The following is a 25459-nucleotide window of genomic DNA, read 5'->3' as shown; positions in this document are numbered from 1 at the left end:
CGGAGGCGATCGCCGAGCTCCCCAGCCTGCTCGCCCCAGACGACAGCAGACCCTGATGGCCTGGCGGTCGGGCGACTCTCCGTCCCCCTCCCGCCTTCACCGACGGGCTCAAGGAACGCCAGGGGCGCCCGGCGTAAGCAACGCCGGGCGCCCCTGATACATACGCGTACGGGCTACGCCCCTTCGGCCGCCGCGTCCGCCGCCTGGGCGCGCAGGGCGCGTTCCACGCCCGCGCGGGACTCCGAGACGAGGCGGCGCAGGGCCGCGTTCGGCTCGGCGGAGGCCAGCCAGGCGTCCGTCTTCTCCAGGGTCTCCTCGGAGACCTGGATCGCCGGGTAGAGGCCGACCGCGATCTGCTGGGCCATCTCGTGCGAGCGGGACTCCCACACCTCGGCCACCGCCTCGAAGTACCGGTCCGTGTACGGCGCCAGCAGCTCGCGCTGGTCGGTCTGGACGAAGCCGGCGATGACCGCTTCCTGGAGCGCGTTCGGCAGCTTGTCGGACTCCACGACCGACGCCCACGCCTCCGCCTTGGCCTCCTCGGTGGGCCGGGCGGCACGCGCGGTCGCCGCGTGACGCTCGCCCGCGGCGGTCCTGTCGCGCTCGTACTCGCCCGCGATCTCGGTCTCGTCGTACCGGCCCACCGCCGCCAGCCGCTCCACGAACGCCCAGCGCAGCTCGGTGTCGACGGCCAGGCCCTCGATCGTCTGCGTGCCCTCCAGCAGGCTGTCCAGGAGGTCCAGCTGCTCCGGCGTCCTCGCCGTCGCGGCGAAGGCGCGGGCCCACGCCAGCTGGTGGTCGCTGCCCGCCTCGGCGGCCCGCAGGTGGGCCAGCGTGGCCTCCGTCCAGCGGGTGAGCAGCGCCTCGCGGGTGTTCGGGGCGGCGTACAGGTCGATCGCCAGCTTCACCTGGCGGTGCAGCGACTGCACGACGCCGATGTCCGACTCCTTGCCGATGCCCGACAGCACCAGCGAGAGGTAGTCGCGGGTGGCCAGTTCGGCGTCCCGGGTCATGTCCCAGGCCGACGCCCAGCACAGGGCGCGCGGCAGGGAGGCCTCGAAGTCGCCCAGGTGCTCGGTGACGAAGGCCAGCGACCGCTCGTCCAGACGCACCTTGGCGTACGACAGGTCGTCGTCGTTGAGCAGCACGACGGCCGGGCGGGCCTTGCCGACGAGCTGCGGTACGGCGGTCAGCTCGCCGTCGACGTCCAGCTCGACCCGGTCGACGCGCACCAGCTTGCCGCTCGCCTCGTCCAGGTCGTACAGGCCGACCGCGATCCGGTGCGGGCGCAGGGTCGACTCGCCCTTGGCGCCGGCGGGCAGCGCGGGCGCCTCCTGGCGGATGGCGAAGGAGGTGATGGTCCCCGTGCCGTCCGCGCCGTCGGTCTCGATCTCCGGGCGCAGGACGTTGATGCCGGCGGTCTCCAGCCACTTCTTCGACCAGGTGCTCAGGTCGCGGCCGGAGGTCTCCTCCAGGGCGCCCAGCAGGTCGGACAGGCGCGTGTTGCCGTACGCGTGGCGCTTGAAGTAGGCCTGCACGCCGCTGAAGAAGGCGTCCTTGCCGACGTAGGCCACCAGCTGCTTGAGGACCGAGGCGCCCTTGGCGTAGGTGATGCCGTCGAAGTTGACCAGGACGTCGTCCAGGTCACGGATGTCGGCCATGATCGGGTGGGTGGACGGCAGCTGGTCCTGCCGGTACGCCCAGGTCTTCATGGAGTTCGCGAACGTCGTCCACGAGTGCGGCCACTTCGAGCCCGGCGCGTCCGCCTGGCAGGCGGCCTCGGCGTAGGTGGCGAACGACTCGTTCAGCCACAGGTCGTTCCACCACTCCATGGTGACCAGGTCGCCGAACCACATGTGGGCCAGCTCGTGCAGGATCGTCGAGGCGCGCACCTCGTAGGCGGCGTCCGTCACCTTCGACCGGAAGACGTACTGGTCGCGGATGGTCACCGCGCCGGCGTTCTCCATCGCGCCCGCGTTGAACTCCGGCACGAACAGCTGGTCGTACTTCCCGAAGGGGTACGCGTAGTCGAACTTCTCCTGGAACCACTCGAAGCCCTGCCGCGTGACGTCGAAGATGGCGTCCGCGTCGAGGTACTCGGCGAGCGAGGGCCGGCAGTAGATGCCGAGCGGCACCGACTGGCCGTCCTTCTCGTACACGCTATGCACGGAGTGGTACGGGCCGACGATCAGCGCGGTGATGTACGTCGAGATCCGCGGCGTCGGCTCGAACTCCCAGACGTTGTCCCGGGGTTCGGGCGTGGGGGAGTTGGAGATGACGGTCCAGCCGGCCGGTGCCTTCACGGTGAACTGGAAAGTGGCCTTGAGGTCGGGCTGCTCGAAGCTCGCGAAGACGCGACGGGCGTCCGGCACCTCGAACTGGGTGTACAGGTAGGCTTGGTCGTCGACCGGGTCGACGAACCGGTGCAGGCCCTCACCGGTGTTGGTGTACGCGCAGTCGGCGCTCACCCGCAGCACGTTGCGGCCCGGGAGCAGTCCGGGCAGGGCGATCCGGGAGTCCTCGAAGACCTCGGCGGGGTCGAGGGCGTCTCCGTTGAGCGTCACCTCGTGCACGGTGGGAGCCACCAGGTCGATGAACGACTCCGCGCCGTTCGCGCCGGTGGAGGCGTCCGCGGAGACGTCGAAGCGCACCGTGGTCACGGACCGGTAGGTGCCGCCCTCCTGCGCGCCGGAGAGGTCGAGATCGATCTCGTACGAGTCAACGGTCAGCAGCTTCGCCCGCTGCTGCGCCTCTTCGCGAGTCAGGTTTGTGCCAGGCACGCGGTCATCTCCTCGTCATGGGTCGGTCTCGCCATCCTTCCACGCCACCGGCGCGAAACGCGATGACCATTCCCCGCGGGTGGCGTGCCCCGCCCGGCGTGAGCCCGGAACCATGGCGGCGACCCGTACACCGCCCCGCCTCTCCCCTCCATCCGCTCTCCCCCCCCCGCTCCTGCGCCGGTCCCGGGTGAAAGGTGGCGGGGGGAGAGCGGACGTCTGCGGTGCGAGACGGTCGTACCCGCCTGCACTCTCGAGTGGAGAGCGGTAGCCGCATCCTTCCTACTACGGGTAGCATTGAAGGTATGAAGATCAGTGTGAGTCTGCCCCAGGAGGACCTGGCCTTCGTCGACGAGTACGCCGCCCGTACGGAGGCCGAGTCCAGATCAGCTGTGATACACGCCGCGATCGGGCTGCTCAGGCAGGCGCAGCTCGAGCGGGAGTACACGGAGGCTTTCGCCGAATGGGACGGGAGCGAGGACGCCGGGTTGTGGGACCGGGCGAGTGGAGACGGGATCGCCCATGAGGCGTGGTGACATCTACATGGTGGACTTGGAGCCGGTGCGGGGCAGTGAGGCCAACAAGGTCAGACCCGCGGTGATCGTCTCCAACAACGCTGCCAACGAGTCCGTCGTACGGCACAACAGGGGAGTCGTCACGGTGGCGCCGCTGACGTCCAACACCTCTCGCGTCCTGACGTTCCAGGTCTTCCTTCGCTCCGACGAGAGCCGTCTGCCGAAGGATTCCAAGGTGCAGTGCGAACAGGTCCGTTCTGTTGCGCCGGACCGCCTGCTGCACAGGGTCGGCGCCGTGCCACGGCAGCGCATGGCCGAGATCGACGTGGCGCTGCGGCGGCATCTGGCGTTGTGAGCATGCCGAAAAAAAGGGGGCGTCCGCCGGCTGACCGGCGGACGCCCCCTTCAGGGCCGGACAGTGGTCAGCCCTTGAGTTCGGCCGCCACCAGTTCCGCGATCTGGACGGTGTTCAGGGCCGCGCCCTTGCGGAGGTTGTCGTTGGAGACGAAGAGGGCCAGGCCGTTGTCGACCGTCTCGTCGCGGCGGATGCGGCCGACGTAGGACGGGTCCTGGCCCGCCGCCTGGAGCGGGGTGGGGATGTCGGTGAGGACGACGCCGGGGGCGTCGGCCAGCAGCTCGGTCGCGCGCTCGGGGCTGATCGGGCGGGCGAAGCGGGCGTTGATCTGCAGGGAGTGCCCGGAGAAGACCGGGACGCGCACGCAGGTGCCGGAGACCTTGAGCCCGGGGATGTCCAGGATCTTGCGGGACTCGTTGCGCAGCTTCTGCTCCTCGTCGGTCTCGTTCAGACCGTCGTCCACGATGCTGCCGGCGAGGGGCAGCACGTTGAAGGCGATGGGGCGCTGGTAGACGGCCGGCTCGGGGAAGTCGACCGCGCCGCCGTCGTGGGTCAGCTGGTCGGCGTCGGCGACGACCTTCTGGGTCTGGCCGTGCAGCTCGGCCACGCCCGCCAGGCCGGAGCCGGACACCGCCTGGTAGGTGGCGACCACCAGCGCGTCCAGGCCCGCCTCGTCGTGCAGCGGACGCAGCACCGGCATCGCGGCCATCGTGGTGCAGTTCGGGTTGGCGATGATGCCCTTGGGGCGGTTCGCGATCGCGTCCGGGTTCACCTCGGAGACGACCAGCGGGACCTCGGGGTCCTTGCGCCATGCGGACGAGTTGTCGATCACGACCGCGCCCTGCGAGGCGACCTTCTCGGCCAGCGCCTTCGAGGTCGCGCCGCCCGCGGAGAACAGCACGATGTCCAGGCCGGTGTAGTCGGCGGTGGACGCGTCCTCCACCGTCACGCCGTCCAGCTCCGTCCCCGCCGAGCGGGCCGAGGCGAACAGGCGCAGCTCGGTCAGCGGAAAGTTCCGCTCCTTGAGGATGCTGCGCATGACCGTGCCCACCTGACCGGTGGCTCCGACGATTCCGACCCTCACGGCGTCTCCCTCACTGCCTGCTGCGCTCTGCGCCGTATACGGCGTATACGACTTACATGTGCCCTTTGCCCGACGGCCGGGCGTTTCCATCATGCGGCCGACCACGGCCCGCCTGTCCAATTCTTTGCGCCCCCTGCCCGCACAGTGGGACGCGCGGCCCGGGGCCGCCGGTCGCGGACCTGCGGTCGCCACCCCTTTGAGCTGCAGGAATTCGCCCTTCGGAGGTCGGCGGCCGCAAGGTTCCCTGCCCCGGCCCACTCCCTCCACACGAAGGTGTGACGTACGCCTCTGTCCGGTCCGGGCGAGGGGCGAACGTTCCGGCCCCGACCGGCGTCGTAGGAGAAACGGCGTGAGGGGGGGTGGGCAGTGCTGCGCGGAAGGATCCGGCGTGGCCGGCAGGCGTACGGCGCCGCGGAGGACGACCCGCTGGACGCGGCGCAGGAGCGCCGGGTCCGGGCGGTGCTCGCGCTCGGCGGGGTGCCGCAGACCGACCTGCCGGACGGGGTGCAACAAGTCCGGCTGCGGCTGCTGGAACGCGCCGCGAGCGGGCAGGACGCGCCCCGGGACGTCTCGGCGTGGGCGGCGGTGGTCGCCTCCAACCTCGCCATGGACTGGCACCGGGCCAAACGCCGCCAGGAGCGGCTCGGCGAACGCCTCGCCGCGCTGCGCCCCGCCGAGCCCCCCGCCGACGAGGAGACCCGCCTGCTCTCCCTCGCCGTCGCCCGCGGCCTGGACGGGCTGCCCGACGCCCAGCGCCAGGTCGTCGTGCTGCGGTTCTACGCCGACCTCCCGGTGCGCTCGATCGCCGAGCAGCTCGGCGTCCCGGAGGGCACGGTCAAGAGCAGGCTGCACACGGCGGTCCGGGCCCTGCGCGCCCGCCTGCACGAGGACGAGGTGGTGTGACGTGAGCCTCCACGACGAAGACCGGAACAACACCGGAGACGAGCGCGGCACCGAGTACGACGGCGTCGACGCCCTCATGGCCGCGATCCTCGACGAGCCGCTGCCCGCGGCGGCCCGGCAGGACCCGGCGTTCACGGCCGCGCGGGACGCGGCGGCCGCCGATGTCGCCGTGCTGCGGGAGCAGCTGGGGCTCATCGGGGACACGCTGGCCCGGGAAGCGGAGCCCGGCCCCGTGCCGGTGCGGCCCCTGCCCGCCGTCGCCCGGCCGCCCCGCCGTGCCCGCCGGCCGCTGAGGGTCGCCTTCGGCGCGCTCGCCGCGGCGGCGGCCGCCTCGGTGGTCCTCGGCATGGGATGGCTCGTGACGCAGGCCGGGCAGGGCGACGGCATGTCGTCGTCGGCCGAGGCCGACCGGAAGGCGGTGGGCGCCGACGAGGCGCCGGGTGCCGACGAGGCGTCGGGCGCCAAGGGGTCGGCCGGTACCGGCTTCGGCACCCCTCACTACCTCGCCTGTGCCCGGCTCGTCGCCGAAGGCACGGTGTCGGCGGTGGAGCCGGTGCCGGGCACCGGACAGGAGCGCGTCACGCTGGAGGTGACCCGCCGCTACAAGCCGGCGCCGGGGACCGGCCCGGACGAGAACGCCTCCGCGGGGGAACAGGACGAGGCCGGAGAGGTCACCTTCCTGACCGAGCCGACCGAGCCGACCGAGCCGACCGAGCCGACCGAGCCGACCGAGCCGACCGAGCCGACCGAGCCGACCGAGCCGACCGGGCCCACCGACCGGCCCCCGCTCCACACCGGAGACCGGGTCATGGTCGGCCTGCCCCGCGAGGGCTCCGTCCCGGACGCGGTGATCGTCGGCGAGGAGGACATCGCCCCCGAGCGGGCGCGGATCACCGCCGCCCTGCCCGCCTCCCGCACCCTGACCTGCGAGTGACGGTCGGCGGGCGCACGGACGACGAAGGGGGCGGGTGCCCGTACGGATCTCCGTACGGGCACCCGCCCCCGGTCGTCGGAGACAGTCGGTACCGGCAGCCGCCGTCGGCTACGGCACGACCTTCTCAATCGTCACGCTGCCCGTGCCCGCGACCGTGCCGCGCGCGTTGACCAGCTGCACCCGGCCGAAGAACTCACGTCCCTCGGGAGCCGCCGCGGCGGCCGTGACGGTGCCGGAGACGGTGGCCGACTCGCCCGTGCCGATCCTCACCGGTGCGGCGCCGTCGACCGCGACCTCGCCGAGCGTGGTGGAGAAGAACACGTCCCGGTAGGCGTAGTCGGTGGAACCGGCCGGGACGGAGTAGCCCACGACCTTGACGGTGTAGGTGCCGGCCGCCGGGCGGGCGATGGACACCGACTCCTCCGAGTCGCCGTCGGCGGACTGGGCGACGAGGGTGCCCGCCGCGTTGTGGACCGCCAGGTCCAGGTCGGCGGCGGTGTCGGAGACGTTGCCGATGGCGACGTCGAGCGACGTGGCGCCCTCGGGCACCGTGACGGTGGTGGTGTGCGTGACACCCGTGGAGATGGCGGGCCGGGCCGACTTGGCGGAGCCCAGCGGGCCGCCGACCAGCTTGCCGTCCAGGGCGGCGGCCTGGTTGGTCACCTTCCAGGAGACGTCGGCCGGAGTACCGACCTCGGCCTCCGGCACGGTCACGGTCTCCGGCTCGAAGACCGCGCCGAGCACGGCGACGTCCAGCTTGTACGGGTTGTCGAGCAGCGGCGAGGTGCGGCGCGACTCGACCTCGATCTCCCAGACGCCCGGCTGCGGGTTCACGTACGAACGCAGGTCGGGGCGGCAGGTGTTGGCCGGGTTGCTGTAGTTCGGGTAGCAGTTGACCGTCGAGGTCGGGTCGGCCGGGACGCCGTAGGGGTGGAGGGCGATGAACCGGGTCTGGCTCGTGGCCTTCAGACCGCTCAGCGCGACCTCCAGCGTCTTCGCGCCCTCGGGCACGGTGACGAAGTAGGAGGTGGTGGCGTTGCGCTGGGCCGTGCCGGAGGCGGAGAAGGTGTGCTTCAGCGGAGCCGAGACGACCACCGTGCTCAGGATCTGCCGGTCGACGCCCTCGGTGCGCGGGTCGTCGACCTCCAGGATGGCGCTCTTGAGGCCCGCGGACCGGGGCGCGGCCTGGATCTTGACGGTCGCCGGCTTGTTCAGCGACAGCTGGACCTTGCCCTCGCCGACGATGCGGAAGGCGCCGTCGGTGTTGTTCGCGAGGTCGAGCTCGTGCCGGATCGCGCGGTCGGGACCGGACGTACGGGTGATGGTGACGTCGTACGTCTTCTTCTGGCCGGCCTTCAGGCCGCCCTCGCGGTCGTAGACGCCGGTGCCGAAGCCGGGGGTCTTCAGGAACTGCTCGATCGCGGTGTCGACCGGCGCCTTCACGTTGTACTCGTGCGCGGTGGCCCCGTCCCGGATCGAGTCCCAGGCCTCCTCGAGGTCGATGAGACCGGCGCCCTCCTCGTAGGCCTGCAGGCCCTTGATGTGCTGGGCGGTGGAGGTCAGGGCGGTGCGCAGCTTCGCGGGCGTCAGGTCGATCCGCTTCTGCTTCGCGGCCGACAGCAGCAGCGCGGCGGAGCCGGTGGCCTGCGGGGACGCCATCGAGGTGCCCTGGAGCATGCCGTAACCGGCCGGGAGGCCGTAGCCCGCCTCGGCGACCGGCTGGCCCGCCGCCCAGGTCTGGATGGTGTTGATCGACGCGCCGGGCGCGATCAGCGTCGGTGTGAAGCCGCCGTCCTCACGCGGACCGCGCGAGGAGAACGGCATCATGGCGTACTTCGTCTTCACGACGGAGCCGTAGTTGGCGGCCCAGGTCTCCTTGGAGACGGACGCGCCGACCGAGATGACCTTGTCGGCCAGCGACGGGTCGCCGATGGTGTTGGCGCCGGGGCCGGAGTTGCCCGCGGAGATCACCAGCTGGACACCGTAGGTGTCGATGAGGCGGGTGTACAGCTCGGCGCGGGCGTTGTTGCCGTCGTTGAGCGCGGGCAGACCGCCGATGGACATGTTGACGATGTCGACACCGCGCTCGGTGACGAGGTCGATCATGCCCTCGGTGAGCGCCACGCTGGTGCAGCCGCCGGACCAGGTGCAGGCACGGGAGGAGACGATCTTCGCGCCGGGCGCGGCGCCGTTCATCTTCCCGCCGAACAGGCCGTGGGCGGCGGTGATGCCGGCGACGTGCGAGCCGTGCGAGCCCTCGATGACACCGATGTTGACGAAGTCGGCCTTGTCGCCGGCCGCGTTGCGGAGCACGTCCTTGCGGATCTCCACGACGAACGGCTGGCGCTCGGCGACCTCGGTGGAGGGGTCGTCGGTGCCGAAGTACCCGATCTGGAAGCCGTCCTTGTAAGGCTTCATCGGGGTGTCGTCGGAGAAGTCCCGGTTGCCGTTCAGGTCGACCCGGACGGTCCCCGCCGCGGCGTCGTACAGCACGCCCCAGGCGTCGGTGGTGTCGCCGTCGAAGTTGGCGTCGCCGCCCGCGTCGCCGCCGAGGGTGTACGACTCCTTGAACGTGCTGATCCGGTACGAGCCCGAGGGCGCCGTCCAGGTCTTTCCGTCGTGGGTGAAGGTGGGCCCGGCCACCGATTCGGTCATCGGGCGCCAGGTGTTGTCGCCGTCGACGAGTGGGTCGGTCGCCGTCACCCAGTCGACGATCTTGCGTTCGCCGGTGGTGGTCCTCTGCAGCGCCGGGTGGGCGAGGTCCACGCCCGAGTCGAGGATGCCGATGGTGACGCCGCGGCCGTCCGCCTTCGGGTTGTCCTTCACGAAGTCGACGGCGCCCGTCTCGAAGGACGGGTTGTACGGGTTCTTCGCGGGGGTCCGCCGGTCGGGGCCCGGGTAGGCGGCGGCGCCCTTGTCCTTGCCGCCGGCGGCCTTGGCGGTGGTGTCCGCGGCCGGGGTCGGGTCGTCGAGCGGGATCTCGTCGCGCAGGTCGATGCCGTGCACGGTGGAGAGCTTGGCGGCGGCGGCGATGGCCGCGTCCGCCCTGGCGGTGGGAACGGTGGCGCGGACGTAGCCCAGCTCGTCGTGGGTCCGGCCGACCGAACCGCCCTTCACCGCGTTCAGTTCCTCGGCGACCTGCTCGGTCTTCCCGGGGGCGGTGGCGATCATCATCGTGACGTTCTTGACGCCGTCGGCCTTGGCCTCGGCGAGGAGGTCCGCGTCACTCGAACCGAGCTTGTCGTGGGCGGACTTGACGTCACCGTCGACGGGTACGGCGGCCGGCGCGTCGGCGGCGACCGCCAGGGGTATCGGGCCGACCGCGGAGAGCGCGGCGACGAGACCGGCGGCCAGGGCGATACGGGCCGCGCGTCTGGCGCCCGATATCGACTCGCGCGGGGAGGAATGGGTCATCGGCATCCCTTGTGAGTAAAGGCACCATCGTGGAGCGACCGGAGCCGATCGACCCTGGTCGCGATCGTCCGGAATACGGCCCCGGACGATCGTTGAGCCTTACCCAAGGGGCGGGTGTTGGGCGAGGGTTGGCGAAATCAAAATGAAGGTATGGGGAAAACCCGCGATGCTTTTATGGGGTGTTGAGGTCCGAAACGGGCAAGTCGTCCGTGTGGGCTGCCCTGTGGGCGCCCGCGGGTTAACGTCCCAGGATGCGGCAGACCCTGAGGGTGGCGGCCTACGCCGTGGTGGTGCGCGACGGACAGCTCCTGCTGGCCCGGTCCCCGGTGCCCGGAGGTGCTCCGGAGTGGGTGCTGCCGGGTGGCGGCATGGAGCACGGCGAGGATCCGTACGACACCGTGCGGCGGGAGGTCGAGGAGGAGACCGGGTACCGCATCGAGGTCACCGGGCTGCTCGGCGTGAACTCCGCCCGGCACGTCTTCGTCCGGCACGGCTTCGCCCGCCGCCCGGGACGCAGGGCCGACCACCACGCCGTACGGCTGGTCTACGAGGGGCGGATCACCGGCGGCGGGCTGAGGAACGAGATCGGAGGCTCCACCGAGCTGGCCGCCTGGCAGCCCCTGGACGCCGTCCCGGACCTGGTCAGGATCCGCCTGGTCGACATCGGTCTGCGGCTGTGGCGGGAGCGCCCGGCGGCGGGACGGGTGGAACACGCGGAGTGACGGCCCCTGGCCGGGTCCAGCCTCCCTGGCCGGGGTCAGCCTCCCTGGCCGGGGGTCAGCCCCCTGGCCGGGGGTCAGCCCCCTGGCCGGGGGTCAGCCCCCTGGCCGGGGGTCAGCCCCCTGGCCGGGTTCAGCCCCCCCCTGGCCGGGGCCAGCCCCCCCCTGGCCGGAGTCAGCCCCCAGGACGGGTCCGGGTGCGGAAGCCGTGGAGGCCCTGGCGGCAAGCCCCGTGGCGGCCGACGCCGAGGCCGGGCGCATCCCGCGCGCGTACGGCGTCGACCGGTCGGGCATTCACGGGCAGGTGGCCCGCAGCCTGCGCGTCAGCCGCGCCACGTACCTCCGCCGCCTGCGACACGGCATGGTGGCGCCGGCCGCGCGGCACCGCGGCTGACGGCACCCCGGCGGACGACACCCCGGCCGACGACGCCGTGGCGGAGTGCGGCGCGCGGGTTCGGGAACCGGTGCGTGGGGCAGGCGGAAGACCGAGGCTTTTCGGTAAATGGTCGCGAACATCCTCATTGTCGGAATGATCCGAGTATCGAGTCATCCGGCCCCCGTCAAGTGAACGCGGTGCGACCGGTTCCGGGCCGGTGCGGAAGCGGATGCCGACGGGCCGGGTGGTCCAAGATCCACGTACGGCGATCGGTGTCGCGCGTTGCCGTCGCGTTCACACGCAGGCCATTCCCGCTGCCAAGCATCCAGTACGAGCGGGATGTTCGCCCGGCGAACGCCCCGCGGTCACTGCCGATGCGTTCGCACCCGGGGGGACAAGCGCCATGCCGCGCACACGCCCAGTCGCCGACTCCACCGCACTCCACCGCCGTTCCCTCCTCGCCGTCACCGGCGCGGTCGCCCTCTCCGCCGGTGCCGGATACGCCCTGCGGTCCGGCGGCGGCCAGGCCGTCGCCGCCGATGCCGGCGCGGACGGGACCGTCCTCACCTCCTCCCGGCAGGCGCCGGCCGCCCCGCTCGCCCCGTACACGCGCGGCACCACCGTGGCCGGGATGTCCGTACCGCGCGGCGGCCGTGCCGCCGGCTACCGGCGCCTCGACGAGGGGCCCGGCTGGGAACGGGTGGTACGCGGCGAACTGGCCGGAGCCCGCTCCGGCCGGGAAGACCGCCGCACCACGCTCGCCGCGTTCGTGCAGCTCACCGACCTGCATGTGATCGACGCGCAGCACCCGCTGCGCCTGGAGTACCTGCGCTCCGCCGACGTGCACGCCTGGCGGCCGCACGAGGCGCTCACCGTGCACGGCGCGGTCTCCCTCGTCGAGCGGATCAACGCCCTGCGCGGCGCCCCCGTCACCGGCTCCCCGCTGCACTTCGCGATGACCACCGGCGACAACACCGACAACAACACCCGCTCCGAACTGGACTGGTTCCTGACGGCGCTCAGCGGCGGCCGCATCACCCCCAACAGCGGGGACCCGCGCCACTACGAAGGCGTCCAGAACAGCGGTCTGCGCCAGTACTGGCAGCCGGACTCCACCACCCGCGACGCCGACAAGCAGCTCGGCTTCCCGCACCTCGACGGCTTCCTCGCCGCGGCCGTCCGCGAGGTGAACAGCCCCGGCCTCAACCTCCCCTGGTACTCCACCGTCGGCAACCACGACACGATGCCGCTCGGCTGCTACGCCTCCCACGGCGACCCGTACCTCACCGAACTCGCCGTCGGCGGCCGGAAGCTGATGGAGCTCGGGGCGGCCGAGGCGAAGAAGCTCCAGCAGACCATCAGGAAGGCCACCGACCCGCGGGGCGTCCAGTACGCCGCATTCCTCGCGTCGCAGGCCCGCGCCATGCGTTCGGTGACCGCCGACGAGGCGCGCGCCCCCTTCACGCCCGCCGAGTACGTCGAGGCCCACCTGGACCCCGCGTACCGAGGGTCGGGCCCGGTGGGGCACGGCTACTCCGCCGCCAACCTCGACGCGGGCACCCAGTACTACGCGTTCCGCGTCTCCGACGACGTCATCGGCATCAGCCTCGACACCACCGACCCGGGCGGCCACTACGCGGGCTCCGTCGGCACGGCCCAACTGCGCTGGCTGGAGCGGACGCTGCGCACCCACAAGGGTGACCGCGCGATCGTCTTCAGCCACCACACCAGCGAGTCGATGACGAACACGCACCGCGACCCGGACCGCCCCGACGAGCGGCGCCACGACGGCAAGGAACTCGTCGAACTCCTCGGCGCCCACCGCAACGTGGTGGCCTGGGTCAACGGCCACATCCACCGCAACGCGGTCACCGCGCACACCGGTTCGGCCGGCTCCTTCTGGGAGATCTCCACCGCCTCCCACGTCGACTTCCCCCAACTCGCCCGCGTCATCGAGCTGGTGGACAACAAGGACGGCACCCTGTCCCTGTTCACCACCCTGGTCGAGTCCGCGGCCCCGTCCCGCACGGACTACGGCGACCTCACCCAGACCGGCCTCGCCGCCCTCTACCGCGAGCTGTCCTACAACGCCCCCGGCGCCCGCACCGACCTCGGTGGCACCCCCCAGGACCGCAACACGGAACTCCTGCTCAAAGCGTAGACGGAGCGGGCGCAGGTGGAGCGGACACAGGTGGAGCGGACACAGGCGGAGCGGACGGTCCGGGGGAGTGCCCGCCCGGTTCAGCGGGGCAGGACCACGACGTAGGCGGCGGGGTCGCGGTCGTCCGCCGCCATCAGGGCGGTACGGACCACCGCCGCCTGCTGTTCCGCGGCGTCCCGCAGCCTGCGCGGGGTGACCCGCACGACCGTGATGCCGAGCCGCTCCAGGTGCTCCCGCTTGCGGGCGTACTCGGACCGCGGCACGTCGTCGTCCGGGAGGTTCTCCCGGCAGGTGTCCAGGTCGAGCGCCACGGCCTGCTCCGGCCAGTACGCGTCCAGGCCGCCGAGGTGGGGGCCGCCCGGCAGGCGCAGGTCGACGTTCCACAGCGGGTCGGGCAGACCGTACGCGCGCACCATCCGGTACAGGCCGTCCTCCGCGTGCGCGCGGCCCTCGGCCATCAGGGAGTCCACCACGCGCACCACGTGCGGCCGGCCCAGCAGCTTCGCGGCGGTCAGCTCCCGTACCAGCGCGCTCGCCTCGCAGTGGCCGCCGACCACCGCCTCCGTGAGCAGCCTGCGCACCGCGCCCGCGTCGTCCAGGCCCGCCACCGTGTCGGCCAGCGCCCGCGGGACCGGCGCCACCGGTACGCCCGCCACCCGCTCGGGAGCCGGCAGCACCGGGGTGCGGACGATGCGCACCCAGCCCGTGGAGCGCAGCCGGCGCAGCCGCGGGACGAGGACGTCGAGGGTCTCCAGGGAGGGCAGTGGGGGAGCGGAGGAGAAGCCGTGCAGGGTCAGCGCGGCCGGTCCGGTGATCATCGCGTCCTCGTAGTGGGGCGCCGTCGAGTCGGCCGGGCCGGGCTGGACGAGGATGCGCACGGACCGCTCCCGCGTCGCGTACAGGAGCGCCGCGTGCAGCCGCTCCTCGCTGCTGGGCGGGCCCGGGTGGAGCAGGACGACACCGGGCAGGAACTGCTGCCAGGGGCCGCCGGGGCGGCACCGGTCGTCGACCTCCGCGGCCGGGACGCCGTGCGAGCGGAGCTGGGCGGTCGTGAGCACGCGCCGCGGGCCGGCGGCGAGGTGGTGCGGGGGGCGGGGGGAGAGCGGGGAGAGCGGGGGGAGCGGGGAATCGTGGTTCATGTCCGGCAATCTCCCGTGCCGGATCCGCTCCTGAACCTCTGTTACACACTCGTCGGCATTTAGGGACAAGCCTGTCCTAAAGGACGCGTGTTCGGATGCCGAAAACCCCTGGTCCATTCGGGTGGGACCAGGGGTCACGGCTGTCATTGACCGCATTCCGTAACAGTCGCGGAGTGCGCGTCCCGGTGAGGGGGCCGGGGGCGGTGTCCGTGCCCCGTCCCCGCCGGTGTGCCGCGCCCGGGGAGACGCCCGCCGGACGCGCCCGCGGTCACCCCGCCGCCGCGTCGCACGCCTGGCCGCGCAGCGCACGTGCCAGGTCGTCCCGGGCCTCCAGCACCACGCGGCGCAGCGCCGGGGGCGCGTCCTCGTGGGCCGCGAGCCACGCGTCCGTCGCGTCCAGCGTCTCCGGCGAGTCCAGCAGCTCGGGGAAGAGTCCCCGCACCACGTGCAGGGCGATCTGAATGGACCGCTCCTCCCACACCCGCTCGATCACCGCGAAGTACTTCTCCGCGTACGGCGCGAGCAGCTCCCGCTGCGAGGGCTGGGCGAAGCCCGCGATCGTCGCCTCCACCAGGGCGTTGGACAGTTCCTCCGACTCCACGACCCGCGCCCAGCCCCGGGCCTTGACCTCCGCCGACGGACGGGCGGCCAGGCAGCGGACCTGGTGGCGCTTGCCGGAGGCGGTGTCGTCCCGGGCCAGCTCCTCGGCCAGCGCCTTCTCGTCGGCGAACCCGTGCGCGGCCAGCGGTTCCAGGAACACCCAGCGCAGCTCCTGGTCGACGTCGAGCCCCTCGACCGTCACCGTGCCCGACAGCAGTTCCTGGAGCAGCTGGAAGTCGCCCGGCGCCACGGCCGACCGGGCGAAGAAGCGGGCCCAGGCCAGCTGCTGCTCGCCGCCCGGCCCGGCCGCCTCCAGTTCGCGCCGGGCGCCCTCGGCGAGCAGCCGGCCGCCGGTCTCCCGCCAGGCGGGCGCCGCGTAGTGGACGAGCGCCGACTCGGCCCAGGCGTGCAGCATCTGCAGCACGCCGATGTCGGACTCGCGCCCGCCGAACCGCAGCACCAGGTCCACGAACTCCCGCGCGGGCAGCAGCGCGTCCCGGGTGAGGTTCCACAGCGCCGACCAGCACAGGGCGCGGGCCAGCGGGTCGGTCAGCGCGCCCAGGTGCTCGCGGAGCGTGGCCAGGGAGGTCTCGTCGAAGCGGATCTTGCAGTACGTGAGGTCGTCGTCGTTGACCAGTACCAGCTCGGGCGCCTCGGCGCCCGCCAGCTCGGCGACGACCGTACGGGCCCCGTCGACGTCCGTCTCGGCCCGCGCGTACCGCTCCAGCGCGCCGTCGGGCGTGCGCTGGTACAGGCCCACCGCGACCCGGTGCGGGCGCAGTTCGGGGTGCTCCGCCGACGGAGTCGGCTGATCGGACACAGCCGCGGCCTCCTGCAGCACCGCGAGTTCCTCGACCCTGCCGTCCGCGCCCAGCAGCACCTGGGGAGTGAGGGAGTTGACCCCGGCCGTCTGGAGCCAGGCCCGCGACCACGCCGTCATGTCGCGTCCGCTGGTCTCCTCGAGGACCGACAGCAGGTCACCGAGGCGCGTGTTGCCGTACGCATGCCGCTTGAAGTAGCGCCGGGCGCCCTCCAGGAAGGCGTCCTGGCCGACGTACGCCACCAGCTGCTTGAGCACCGAGGCGCCCTTGGCGTAGGTGATGCCGTCGAAGTTCAGCTTGGCGTCCTGCAGGTCGCGGATGTCCGCGGTGACCGGGTGCGTGGACGGCAGCTGGTCCGCGCGGTACGCCCAGGCCTTGCGGCGGTTGGCGAAGGTGATCCAGCCGTCGGTGAACCGGGTGGCGCCCACGAGCGAGAAGGCGCCCATGAAGTCGGCGAAGGACTCCTTCAGCCACAGGTCGTCCCACCACTCCATGGTGACCAGGTCGCCGAACCACATGTGCGCCATCTCGTGCAGGATCACGTTGGCGCGGCCCTCGTAGGACGCCTGCGTGACCTTGCCGCGGAAGATGAACTCCTCCCGGAAGGTGACCAGTCCGGGGTTCTCCATCGCGCCCAGGTTGTACTCGGGCACGAACGCCTGGTCGTACTTCCCGAAGGGGTAGGGGTAGTCGACGTGGTCATGGAAGAAGTCCAGGCCCTGCTTGGTCACCAGGAACACGTCGTCGGCGTCGAAGTGTGGGGCCAGACCCTTGCGGCACATCGCGCCGAGCGGGATCTCCAGCTTTGTGCCGTCGGGCAGTTCACGCTCGTAGGTGTCCGTGACGTAGTGGTACGGCCCGGCGACCACACAGGTGATGTAGGTCGAGATCGGTTTGGTCTCCGCGAACCGCCACACACCGTCGGTGAGTTCGCCGACGCCGTTGCTCCACACCGTCCAGCCCTCGGGGGCCCGCACCTCGAAGCGGTAGGGCGCCTTGAGGTCGGGCTGCTCGAAGTTGGCGTACACCCGGCGGGCGTCGGCCGGCTCGTACTGGGTGTAGAGGTAGACCTCGCCGTCCTCGGGGTCGACGAAGCGGTGCATGCCCTCGCCGGTACGGGAGTAGGCGCACTGGGCGTCGACGATCAGCTCGTTGTCGGCGGCCAGGTCCTCCAGCAGCAGCCGGGAGCCGTCGAACACCTCCCCGGGGTCGAGGTCCCGTCCGTTGAGCGAGACGGCCGTCACGGCCGGCGCGATCAGGTCCGCGAAGCTGCTCGCGCCGGGCTCCGCGCAGCGGAACCGGACGGTCGTCACCGAGCGGAAGGTGCGCGGCCCCTCCGCGCCGTCCCCGCCCTCCCCGGCGCTCGCGCCGGTGGCGGTGCGCAGGTCGAGGGACACCTCGTACCCGTCCACCGACAACAGTGCGGCCCGCTCCCGGGCCTCGTCGCGGGTCAGGTTCTCACCGGGCACGGGCGGACTCCTCATACGTCGTCATACGGCGTCGGCATCGACAGGGCTGTACAGCACCGATCCTGCCACGCGCCCCTGACGCGGGGCAGCCGGGAATCGGAAGGACGGGAATGAGAGGGAGGAGCCCCGACGTTTCCCCGGGGAAGCGATTCCCCGCCCCCGCCTCCCGAGGAGCGTCATGCCGGACACGTCCACCGCCACCACCCCCGTCGACTTCTGGTTCGACCCGCTGTGCCCCTGGGCCTGGATGACCTCCCGCTGGGTGCTGGAGGTGGAGAAGGTGCGGGACATCAAGGTCCGCTGGCACCTGATGAGCCTCGCGGTGCTCAACGAGGACCGGCTCGACGAGCTGCCCGAGGAGTACCGCGAGATGCTCGCGACCAAGGCGTGGGGCCCCGTCCGCGTCGTCATCGCGGCCCAGGAGGAGCACGGCGCCGAGGTGCTCGGCGACCTCTACACCGCGCTCGGCACCCGCATCCACAACCAGGGCGAGGGCCCCGAGAAGGAGGCCGTCGCCGCGGCCCTGAAGGAGGTCGGCCTGCCCGACTCCCTCATGGAGCACTGGGACTCCACCCCGTACGAGCCCCAGCTGCGCGCCTCCCACAAGGAGGGCATCGACAAGGTCGGCCAGGACGTCGGCACCCCGGTCATCGCCGTGCCCGGCGCCGACGGCGAGCAGATCGCCTTCTTCGGCCCGGTCGTCACTCCCACCCCCAAGGGCGAGGAGGCCGCCCGCCTCTGGGACGGCACCCTCGCCGTGGCCTCCGTCCCCGGCTTCTACGAGCTCAAGCGCACGCGGACGCAGGGCCCGGACTTCAGCAACCTGTGACCCTGTGACGGGGCGACCCGGGCTCGGCCGCTCCGGGGGCCCGGAGTGACTCCGGGCCCTTCGCTCCGGGCCCTTCGCTCCGGGCCCGTCACTCCGAGCTCGTCGCTTCGGGTCCGTCACTTCAGGCCCGTCACTCCGGTTCGGGCAGGCGGATGGGTTTGGGGAACGGCTTCATGAGCCATCCCGTGCGCAGGTTGCGGCACTGCTTGCCGGTGTCCGGGTCCAGCACGTTCTCGCAGATCCAGAACTCGCCCACCCCCGCGCGGCCCAGCCGTTCCTTGAGCTGGTCCTGTTCCGCCCTGGTCAGCTGACGGTGCAGTTGCTCCGCGTCGCAGGTCGAGCAGGGGTACTTCTTGGCCCTGAGTGTCGTCATGGGGCACTTTGACCCGGAATACCGCAGACCGGAAGCCCCCGCGAGTCGAGTCCTCGCGGGGGCTTCCGTCTTTCCGCCTGCCGGGTGAACGGTGAGAAGACGATCACGGGGCAGGGCGTTCACGGGCGGCCCTCAGGGGGCGAGCAGGAGCACATCCGCGCGGGACTTCGCGGCCTCGTAGCGCTTGGCCACGTCCTGCCAGTTCACGACGGCCCACATGGCCTCGATGAAGTCGACCTTCTGGTTCCTGTACTGGAGGTAGAAGGCGTGCTCCCAGGCGTCGAAGACCAGGATCGGGGTGGCGCCCTGGCCGACGTTGCCCTGGTGGTCGTAGACCTGCTCGACGATCAGGCGGCCGCTCAGCGGCTCGTACGCCAGGACGCCCCAGCCCGACCCCTGCGTGGTCGCCGCCGCCTTGGACAGCTGTGCCTTGAAGCCCGCGAAGGAGCCGAAGGACTCCGCGATCGCGTCGGCCAGCTCGCCCACGCCGTCCTTATCCAGCGGCTCGCCGCCGCCGTCGCCGGTCATGTTGTGCCAGTAGATCGAGTGCAGGATGTGCCCGGAGAGATGGAACGCCAGGTTCTTCTCCAGCCCGTTGACCGAGCCCCACGACTCCTTGTCCCGGGCCTCCGCGAGCTGCTCCAGCGTGTCGTTGGCGCCCTTCACGTAGGCCGCGTGGTGCTTGTCGTGGTGCAGCTCGGTGATCTCGGGGCTGATCACCGGCGCGAGCGCCGCGTAGTCGTACGGCAGGTCGGGCAGCGTGTAGACGGGCATGGGTCCCCTTCGAACCTCTTATTGCAACTAACTTGCAACTGCACGCTAGCAGCAGAAGGGCTCTCCGTGCGTCCGATGTGCACAGCGGCACGGAAAAGGGCCCGCACGGAAAAGGGCCCCCGCCGTGGACTCGGTCGTCCGTGCGGGGGCCCTCGCCGTGGAAGCGGCGGGAAGAGGGGGGAAGGGGGGGAGGTGTCAGCCCTCGGTTCGTGTGCGTGCCCTGGACCGCTGCCAGACGTAGCCGGCGACCCCCAGGGCCACGGTCATCCCGCCCGTCGAGTACAGCTGCACGCGCGTCTCGGGCTCCCGGGCCATCAGGACGAAAATGGCGGCCATCCCGGCCAGCGCGATCCACGTCAGCACCGGGAACGCCCACATCCGGACGACCAGCTTCTCCGGGGCCTCGCGCTCCAGGACGCGGCGCAGCCGCAGCTGCGAGACGGCGATGAAGATCCAGACGACCAGGATCACCGCGCCGATCATGTTGAGCAGCCAGGAGAAGACGTCGTCGGGCCGCCAGTAGCTCAGCAGCACGCACAGGAACCCGAAGACCGACGAGGCCAGCACGGCGATCCGCGGCACCCCGGCCGACACCCGGCCCAGCAGCTTCGGGCCCTGCCCGCGCTGCACCAGGGAGTAGCCGATGCGCGAGGCGCCGTAGATGTTGGCGTTCATCGCGGACAGCAGCGCCACCAGCACCACGATGTTCATCAGCTGTCCGGCGCCCGGGATGCCCAGACGCTCCAGGGCGGCGACGTACGGACCCTGCTCGACGACCGCCGGCGAGTCCCACGGGACCAGGGTGACGACGACCGCCATCGAGCCGATGTAGAACAGCGCGATCCGCCACATCGCCGTACGGACCGCGCTGGCGACGCCCTTGACCGGGTTCTCCGACTCGGCCGCGGCGATGGTGACCGTCTCCAGGCCGCCGTACGCGAAGACGGAGGCGAGCAGGCCGATCACCAGCCCCTCGCCGCCGTTGGGGAGCAGCGGGGTGAGGTTCGAGGCGCCGGGGGAGTCGGTGCCCGGCAGCACGCCCGCGACGGCCAGCACGCCGAGCACCAGGAACAGCGAGATCGCGCCGACCTTGAGCGCCGCGAACCAGAACTCGAATTCGCCGAACTTCTTCACGGCCGCGAGGTTCGTGGCGCAGAACATCACCATGAACAGCGCCACCCACGCCCACTCGGGCGTGCCCGGGAGCCAGCCGGTGACGATCTTCGCGGCGCCGATGCCCTCCAGACCGACCGCCGTGCACAGCAGCACCCAGAACGCCCAGCCCGAGGCGAAGCCCGCCCAGGGCCCGATCGCCCGCTCCGCGTGCGCCGAGAACGAACCGGACGACGGGTACGCGGCCGACATCTCGCCGAGCATCCGCATCACCAGCATGACCAGCAGGCCGGAGAGGGTGTAGGCGATGACGATCGACGGCCCCGCGGCGGCGATGCCCGCGCCGGAGCCGACGAACAGCCCGGCGCCGATCACCCCGCCCAGGGCGATCATCGACAGGTGGCGCTGCTTCAGGCCGTGGGAGAGCGGGGCTCCGTCCTGATGCCGCGGCGGCGACCCGGGTGTCCCGGGCGGCCCGGACGTACCGGCTGTCGCGGGGGTCCCGGGTGTCTCGGTGGAGGGGCTGGGCACGGACACGGCTCGTCCAATACGGGAGACGGTGAAAACCACGCCAGTCTGGGCGGCCCCTTCCGCCCGACGGAGGGGCCGCCCAGCATGTGGACACGTGTTACGCGGAGGGTGATGCTCCAGTTACTTGGCTGGCCCCCGAGCGGTGATGGGTCCGCCGACCGCCTCCGACCGATTTGGCGGGACCCTACAGGCGCCGCCGGACCGGGCCCTGTAGGAGAGACCACGTCACCGCAGTGACCGGCATCACGCCGGGCCCCGGTTGGCGGGCGTTTTTTGTCCGGAGCCCACCATGAGTGTGCTGGAGCCTTTGTCGAGCGCTGACGGTGATCGGCACGAGGGCGCTGGGATAGCGTCGCCGTGTCCCGAACCGTCCTCACCCCGCGGAGTCCCCATGAGCACCGCAGCCGCCACATCCGCTCTGCACCAGCAAGGCGGGACCCGAGTCGGTCTGGTCCTCGCCGACCTCGTCCCGGCGTCCCGTGTACGGGACGTGGCCCTCGTGGTCGGGGGTGCCGCGCTCACCGGCATCGCCGCCCAGCTCGCCGTCCCCGTCCCGGGCTCCCCGGTCCCGGTGACCGGTCAGACCTTCGCCGCGCTGCTGGTCGGCACCGCTCTCGGCGCCCGGCGCGGCCTGTTCGCCCTCGCGCTGTACGCGATGGCGGGCGCCGCCGGTGTGCCGTGGTTCGCCGAGGGCGGGTCCGGCATCGGGATGCCGTCGTTCGGCTACGTCCTGGGCATGCTGCTGGCCGCGGTCGTCGTGGGCTCCCTCGCCCGCCGCGGTGCCGACCGCTCCGTCTGGCGGACGGCGGGCAGCATGCTGCTCGGCTCGGCGGTCATCTACGCCGTCGGCGTGCCCTATCTGGCGCTGGCCACCGGCATGTCCGCCTCCGCCGCGATCGCGGCCGGCCTCACCCCGTTCCTCATCGGTGACGCGCTGAAGGCGGCGCTGGCCATGGGCGTGCTGCCCACCGCCTGGCGGTTCGTCAACAAGCGGTGACGGTCGGGCCCCTGCGAGCCGGTCCGCAGCGAAAGAGCGGAACCGGTCCGTAGCGAAAGAGCGGAAGAGGGAGGCCGGCCGGGCGCGCGTACAGCGCCCGGCCGGCCTCCCTCTTCCGTGTGCCCGTGGCCGCCCGGTGGGCTCACCCGCCGGGCGGCCCCTCCGAGGGGTCCGGTCAGCTCTCCTGCCGCCGTGGCCGCCGCGACGACCACCACAGTCCGGCCGCCCCGGCCGCGAGGAGCGCGGCCGCCGTCGTGCCCAGCGGCAACAGCTCCCGCGCGGGACCGGTCCTGGGCAACTCGTCCGCGCCCGGGTTCACCGGCTGGTTGTCGGTACCGAGGAGCAGGGGAGTGGCCGGGGCGTCCGGTGACGGGTTGGTGGTGCCGAACGGCACCGGGCCCTGCTGCCAGTACGTCTTCGACCCGTCCCCGGACTGGACGGGCAGGCAGATCTTCCCGGCCTTGCCGAGGTCGTACGTGGCGTCGACGGCGTACGACTTCGAGGCGCCGGCCGCCAGATGGTCGAGAGCGCAACGGAAACCGCTGTTCGAACCTTCCGGAAGACTGTTCGCGGGAATGGGCGCGCAGCCCTTCACTCCCTTGACGGTGAGCCCGTCGAAACCCACCACCAAAAGATTGATCTTCCCGCTGTCCTTGTTTCCCTCGTTCTTCACCATGGCGGTTATCGACGTCTTTTCCGATTCGTTGTCGACCGAGATCCTCTCGGGCAGCCGGGTGGTCGTCTCGACCCCCGGCGGTGCCTGGTCGACGGATTTTCCCCCCTGGTCGCTCCCGGGTTCCCCGGCCTCCGCACCGGCCGTGCCGGAAAGGATCAGAACCACCGAGAAAGATGCTGCCACCAGCGATCCTGTGATGGTCGTCGTGCGACGAGAACTCATGTTCGCCCCCCTTGCCCGCGCCTGAATCCGCGTACTCGAAGAAGTACCACAAGATTTGTCCGCACTATGCTGGGGCGGCCGAAAGTGTGACCATTGTGTTTCGCTCGGTGTATCGCGAAGGGGGTGCAGCGAATTGCCGGGAAATGCGGGCAGTGACGGTGTCGCGGGGATTCTGGTGGCGGGGCACTATCGACTGGAAGAGAGTGTCGGGCAGGGGGGAATGGGGCGGGTGTGGCGAGCCGTCGACGAAATGCTCGACCGGTGGGTCGCCGTCAAGGAGATGCGGATGGACGGTCTCGACGCGGAGGACGCCCGCACCCGCCGCGAACGCACCCTGCGCGAGGCCAGGGCCACCGCCCGGATCGACCACCCCAACGTCGTACGGGTCTACGACGTGGTCGACGAGGGCGAACGCCTGTGGATCGTCATGGAGTTGGTGGTCGGCCGCTCCCTGGAGCGGATCGTCGCCGAACAGGGCCGGCTGAGCCCGTCCGACACGGCCCGCGTCGGTCTGGGCCTGGTCGCCGCGCTGCGACAGGTCCACGCGCGCGGGGTGCTGCACCGCGACATCAAACCCGGGAACGTCCTCGTGGAGAACGGCGGCGGCCGGTCCCGCGAACGGCGGGTCGTCCTCACGGACTTCGGCATCGCGGCCATTCAGGACGCCAAGGCCCTCACCATGATCGGGATGCTGGTCGGCTCGCCCGACTACATGGCCCCCGAGCGCATCTCCGGCCGTCCCCAGGGGCCGCCCTCCGACCTCTGGTCCCTGGGCGCCACCCTCTGCGCCGCCCTGGGCGGAAAGTCGCCCTTCACCCGCGGCACCACCCTGGCGACCCTGCACGCGGTGCTCTACGAGGAGCCCGAACTCCCCTCCGCATCAGGACCGTTGAGCGATATCCTCACCGACCTCCTGAAGAAGGAACCGTCGGACCGCCCGGGCCTGGACGACGTGGAATCCGCCCTGGAACCGGTCGCCTTCCCGGACCCGACTCCCACCCTCCCGGTCGCCGCGAGGGACATCCCGGCGTCACGGCGCCCCACGAGCACCCCGGAGGAGACAGCGGGGCCGGTGAACCCGGAGAGCCCCGCTCCCGCGGAATCCCCGCCCCCGGTCTCCTCCCCGGTCTCCTCCCCGGCTTCGTCCCCGTCCCCGGCCTCGCCCCCGCCCCCGTCCCCGGCTTCGTCCCCGTCCCCGGCCTCCTCCGCATCGCCCGCCCCTCGCGGTGTCTCCCTCGACCGTGCCCGGGCGGTCACCGAGCAGCGCCCGCACCCCGGCCCCGTACCGCTGCCCGACCCCATGCCGCTGCCCGACCCCATGCCGCCGGGGGAGCCCCTGGGCCCCGCACTGCCGGCCGCTCCGCGCCGGACCGGGCACGGGCGGGAGCGAGGCGGCGACCGTCGCCGTACCGTGCTCGCGGCCGTCGGCGGCACGGCGCTCGCCGCGGGTGCCGTCGTCGCCGTCCTCCTGGCGCCGAACGCCGGTTCGCCGGACGACGGCACCCGGGCCGCCGCCTCCTCCACGACGGCGCGGACCGCGTCCACGCCGTCCACGTCGTCCGTGTCCTCCCCGCCGTCCGGCCCGGCGACCGCGGGCGACGCCCCGCCCACCGTCGGCGGCACCTCCCGCCCGGCCACCCTTCCGCCGGGCAGCCGCCGGGAGGCCGGCGGCTTCGCCTGGGCCCCGCCCGAGGGCTGGCGGCGGGACGTACAGACCGGAGCGGAGGTCCACTACACCTCCCCGGACGGCGGCCAGGAGCTCGTCGCCAAGTCCTCCCTGGCCCGCGGCGACCTGCTGGAGACCTGGCAGACCTCGGAACGCAACGCCCACCGGGGCCGGGAATACCGGAAGATCCGCCTCGAGGAGACCGCCTTCCGCGACCACCCGGCGGTGGTCTGGGAGTACACGTTCACCCTCAAGGGCGTCGCCTGGCACGCACGTCTGCTCGGCTTCAACACGGACGGGAAGTCGTACCAGATCAACATCTGGTACCAGCCGCACACCGGGACCACCGCGCTCGGCACGTACGAGAAGGTGAAGGAGAGCTTCACGGTGCTCTGAATCCCTGCCCCACGCTTCTGTGCCCCCGTACCCCGCACTCCCGTGCCCGTGCCCCTGCCCCGACGCGCCCGCGCGCGATCCGCCGTGTCACACTCGGAGCATGCGCGTGTACCTCGGTTCCGACCATGCCGGATACGAACTCAAGAACCACCTCGCCGCGTGGCTCAAGGACGCGGGTCATGAGCCCGTCGACTGCGGGCCGCACATCTACGACGCCCAGGACGACTACCCGCCCTTCTGCCTGCGCACGGCCGAGCGGACCGCCGCCGACCCCGGCAGCCTCGGCATCGTGATCGGCGGCTCCGGCAACGGCGAGCAGATCGCCGCGAACAAGGTGAAGGGCGTACGGGCGGCCCTGGCGTGGAGCGAGGAGACCGCGGCGCTGGGCCGCACGCACAACGACGCCAACGTGGTCGCGGTGGGTGCACGCATGCACACCACGGACGAGGCGACGAAGTTCGTCGAGATCTTCCTCGGCACCCCGTTCTCGGGCGACGAGCGCCACAGCCGCCGCATCGACATGCTCGCGGCCTACGAGACCACCGGCGACCTCCCCCCGATCCCGCCCCACCACCCCCAGCAGTAACCGGCGACCGGCCCGGACACGACCCGCCG

Annotated in this window: 20 protein-coding genes; 11 read left to right on the top strand and 9 right to left on the bottom strand. The window is 71.9% G+C overall.

All coding sequences use genetic code 11. From position 1 onward, the window contains the following. Positions 1-173: 173 nt before the first annotated feature. On the bottom strand, positions 174-2780 hold the full coding sequence (gene pepN / locus OHB56_RS15250; protein WP_406353817.1) for an aminopeptidase N: 2607 nt from the start codon (positions 2778-2780) through the stop codon (positions 174-176). Between the two features lie 302 nt (positions 2781-3082). Here pepN (OHB56_RS15250) and OHB56_RS15245 point away from each other — a divergent pair, with 302 nt between their 5' ends. Both OHB56_RS15245 and OHB56_RS15240 read left to right on the top strand, forming a co-directional pair. After that, positions 3083-3313: a ribbon-helix-helix domain-containing protein gene (locus tag OHB56_RS15245; protein ID WP_055630451.1), complete on the top strand. Its 231-nt coding sequence runs from the start codon at positions 3083-3085 to the stop codon at positions 3311-3313. After that, positions 3300-3647 carry a type II toxin-antitoxin system PemK/MazF family toxin gene (locus OHB56_RS15240; protein ID WP_386398239.1) on the top strand — a complete coding sequence of 116 codons (348 nt, stop codon included), beginning with the start codon at positions 3300-3302 and terminating at the stop codon, positions 3645-3647. The genes OHB56_RS15245 and OHB56_RS15240 overlap by 14 nt, the downstream gene beginning before the upstream one ends. 67 nt (positions 3648-3714) lie before the next feature. On the opposite strand, the gene OHB56_RS15235 is transcribed toward OHB56_RS15240, so the two are convergent. Beyond that, positions 3715-4731 carry an aspartate-semialdehyde dehydrogenase gene (locus OHB56_RS15235; RefSeq protein WP_406353814.1) on the bottom strand — a complete coding sequence of 339 codons (1017 nt, stop codon included), beginning with the start codon at positions 4729-4731 and terminating at the stop codon, positions 3715-3717. Positions 4732-5097: 366 nt separating this feature from the next. Between OHB56_RS15235 and OHB56_RS15230 the strand changes: the two genes are divergently transcribed. Continuing rightward, complete coding sequence (locus tag OHB56_RS15230) at positions 5098-5634, top strand: RNA polymerase sigma factor (RefSeq protein WP_055592466.1); 537 nt, start codon at positions 5098-5100, stop codon at positions 5632-5634. Position 5635: 1 nt separating this feature from the next. Beyond that, positions 5636-6568: a hypothetical protein gene (locus tag OHB56_RS15225; RefSeq protein ID WP_406353812.1), complete on the top strand. Its 933-nt coding sequence runs from the start codon at positions 5636-5638 to the stop codon at positions 6566-6568. A 108-nt stretch (positions 6569-6676) separates the two neighbouring features. On the opposite strand, the gene OHB56_RS15220 is transcribed toward OHB56_RS15225, so the two are convergent. Next, on the bottom strand, positions 6677-9982 hold the full coding sequence (locus OHB56_RS15220) for a S8 family serine peptidase (RefSeq protein WP_406353810.1): 3306 nt from the start codon (positions 9980-9982) through the stop codon (positions 6677-6679). 251 nt (positions 9983-10233) lie between these two features. On the opposite strand from OHB56_RS15220, the gene OHB56_RS15215 reads away from it, so the two are divergent. From OHB56_RS15215 to OHB56_RS15205, 3 genes are all read left to right on the top strand, one after another. Beyond that, a complete protein-coding gene (locus OHB56_RS15215; RefSeq protein WP_326752762.1) occupies positions 10234-10704 on the top strand; it encodes an NUDIX hydrolase in 471 nt (156 codons plus the stop codon). Between the two features lie 205 nt (positions 10705-10909). Then, the gene (locus tag OHB56_RS15210) at positions 10910-11095 is read left to right on the top strand and encodes a hypothetical protein (RefSeq protein ID WP_406353808.1); all 186 of its coding nucleotides are present in this window, start codon (positions 10910-10912) and stop codon (positions 11093-11095) included. Between the two features lie 385 nt (positions 11096-11480). Beyond that, positions 11481-13238, top strand: a complete 1758-nt coding sequence (locus OHB56_RS15205) for a TIGR03767 family metallophosphoesterase (protein ID WP_406353806.1) — start codon at positions 11481-11483, stop codon at positions 13236-13238. A gap of 80 nt (positions 13239-13318) precedes the next feature. Here OHB56_RS15205 and OHB56_RS15200 read toward each other — a convergent pair whose 3' ends face one another. Together OHB56_RS15200 and pepN (OHB56_RS15195) are read right to left on the bottom strand one after the other, a co-directional pair. Next, positions 13319-14377, bottom strand: a complete 1059-nt coding sequence (locus OHB56_RS15200; protein ID WP_406353804.1) for a hypothetical protein — start codon at positions 14375-14377, stop codon at positions 13319-13321. 268 nt (positions 14378-14645) lie between these two features. Continuing rightward, positions 14646-17267 carry an aminopeptidase N gene (pepN, locus tag OHB56_RS15195; RefSeq protein WP_406353803.1) on the bottom strand — a complete coding sequence of 874 codons (2622 nt, stop codon included), beginning with the start codon at positions 17265-17267 and terminating at the stop codon, positions 14646-14648. Between the two features lie 178 nt (positions 17268-17445). Here pepN (OHB56_RS15195) and OHB56_RS15190 point away from each other — a divergent pair, with 178 nt between their 5' ends. Further along, complete coding sequence (locus tag OHB56_RS15190; RefSeq protein ID WP_326752757.1) at positions 17446-18096, top strand: DsbA family protein; 651 nt, start codon at positions 17446-17448, stop codon at positions 18094-18096. A gap of 130 nt (positions 18097-18226) precedes the next feature. Here the strand turns inward: OHB56_RS15190 and OHB56_RS15185 are convergent, their stop codons facing one another. The 3 genes from OHB56_RS15185 to OHB56_RS15175 form a co-directional block, all read right to left on the bottom strand. After that, positions 18227-18469 (bottom strand): hypothetical protein, encoded by a 243-nt coding sequence (locus tag OHB56_RS15185; RefSeq protein ID WP_326752756.1) that lies wholly within the window; start codon positions 18467-18469, stop codon positions 18227-18229. Positions 18470-18601: 132 nt separating this feature from the next. Continuing rightward, positions 18602-19243, bottom strand: coding sequence for a superoxide dismutase (locus OHB56_RS15180; RefSeq protein WP_406353800.1), 642 nt, complete (start codon positions 19241-19243; stop codon positions 18602-18604). Positions 19244-19438: 195 nt separating this feature from the next. Next, positions 19439-20770, bottom strand: a complete 1332-nt coding sequence (locus OHB56_RS15175) for an amino acid permease (protein WP_406359071.1) — start codon at positions 20768-20770, stop codon at positions 19439-19441. A 508-nt stretch (positions 20771-21278) separates the two neighbouring features. On the opposite strand from OHB56_RS15175, the gene OHB56_RS15170 reads away from it, so the two are divergent. Then, a complete protein-coding gene (locus OHB56_RS15170) occupies positions 21279-21884 on the top strand; it encodes a biotin transporter BioY (protein ID WP_055631125.1) in 606 nt (201 codons plus the stop codon). A gap of 175 nt (positions 21885-22059) precedes the next feature. On the opposite strand, the gene OHB56_RS15165 is transcribed toward OHB56_RS15170, so the two are convergent. Beyond that, entirely contained in the window at positions 22060-22782 is a 723-nt protein-coding gene (locus OHB56_RS15165; protein ID WP_406353798.1) for a hypothetical protein, read from the bottom strand. Between the two features lie 220 nt (positions 22783-23002). Here OHB56_RS15165 and OHB56_RS15160 point away from each other — a divergent pair, with 220 nt between their 5' ends. After that, complete coding sequence (locus OHB56_RS15160) at positions 23003-24844, top strand: serine/threonine-protein kinase (RefSeq protein ID WP_406353796.1); 1842 nt, start codon at positions 23003-23005, stop codon at positions 24842-24844. Positions 24845-24944: 100 nt separating this feature from the next. Continuing rightward, a complete protein-coding gene (locus tag OHB56_RS15155) occupies positions 24945-25430 on the top strand; it encodes a ribose-5-phosphate isomerase (RefSeq protein WP_350855193.1) in 486 nt (161 codons plus the stop codon). Positions 25431-25459 lie beyond the last annotated feature (29 nt).

This window comes from Streptomyces sp. NBC_01635 (assembly GCF_045209715.1).
GTDB lineage: Bacteria > Actinomycetota > Actinomycetes > Streptomycetales > Streptomycetaceae > Streptomyces > Streptomyces hirsutus.
The sequence above is the reverse complement of the archived record's forward strand: the minus strand, read 5'-3'. Positions and strand labels throughout refer to the sequence as shown.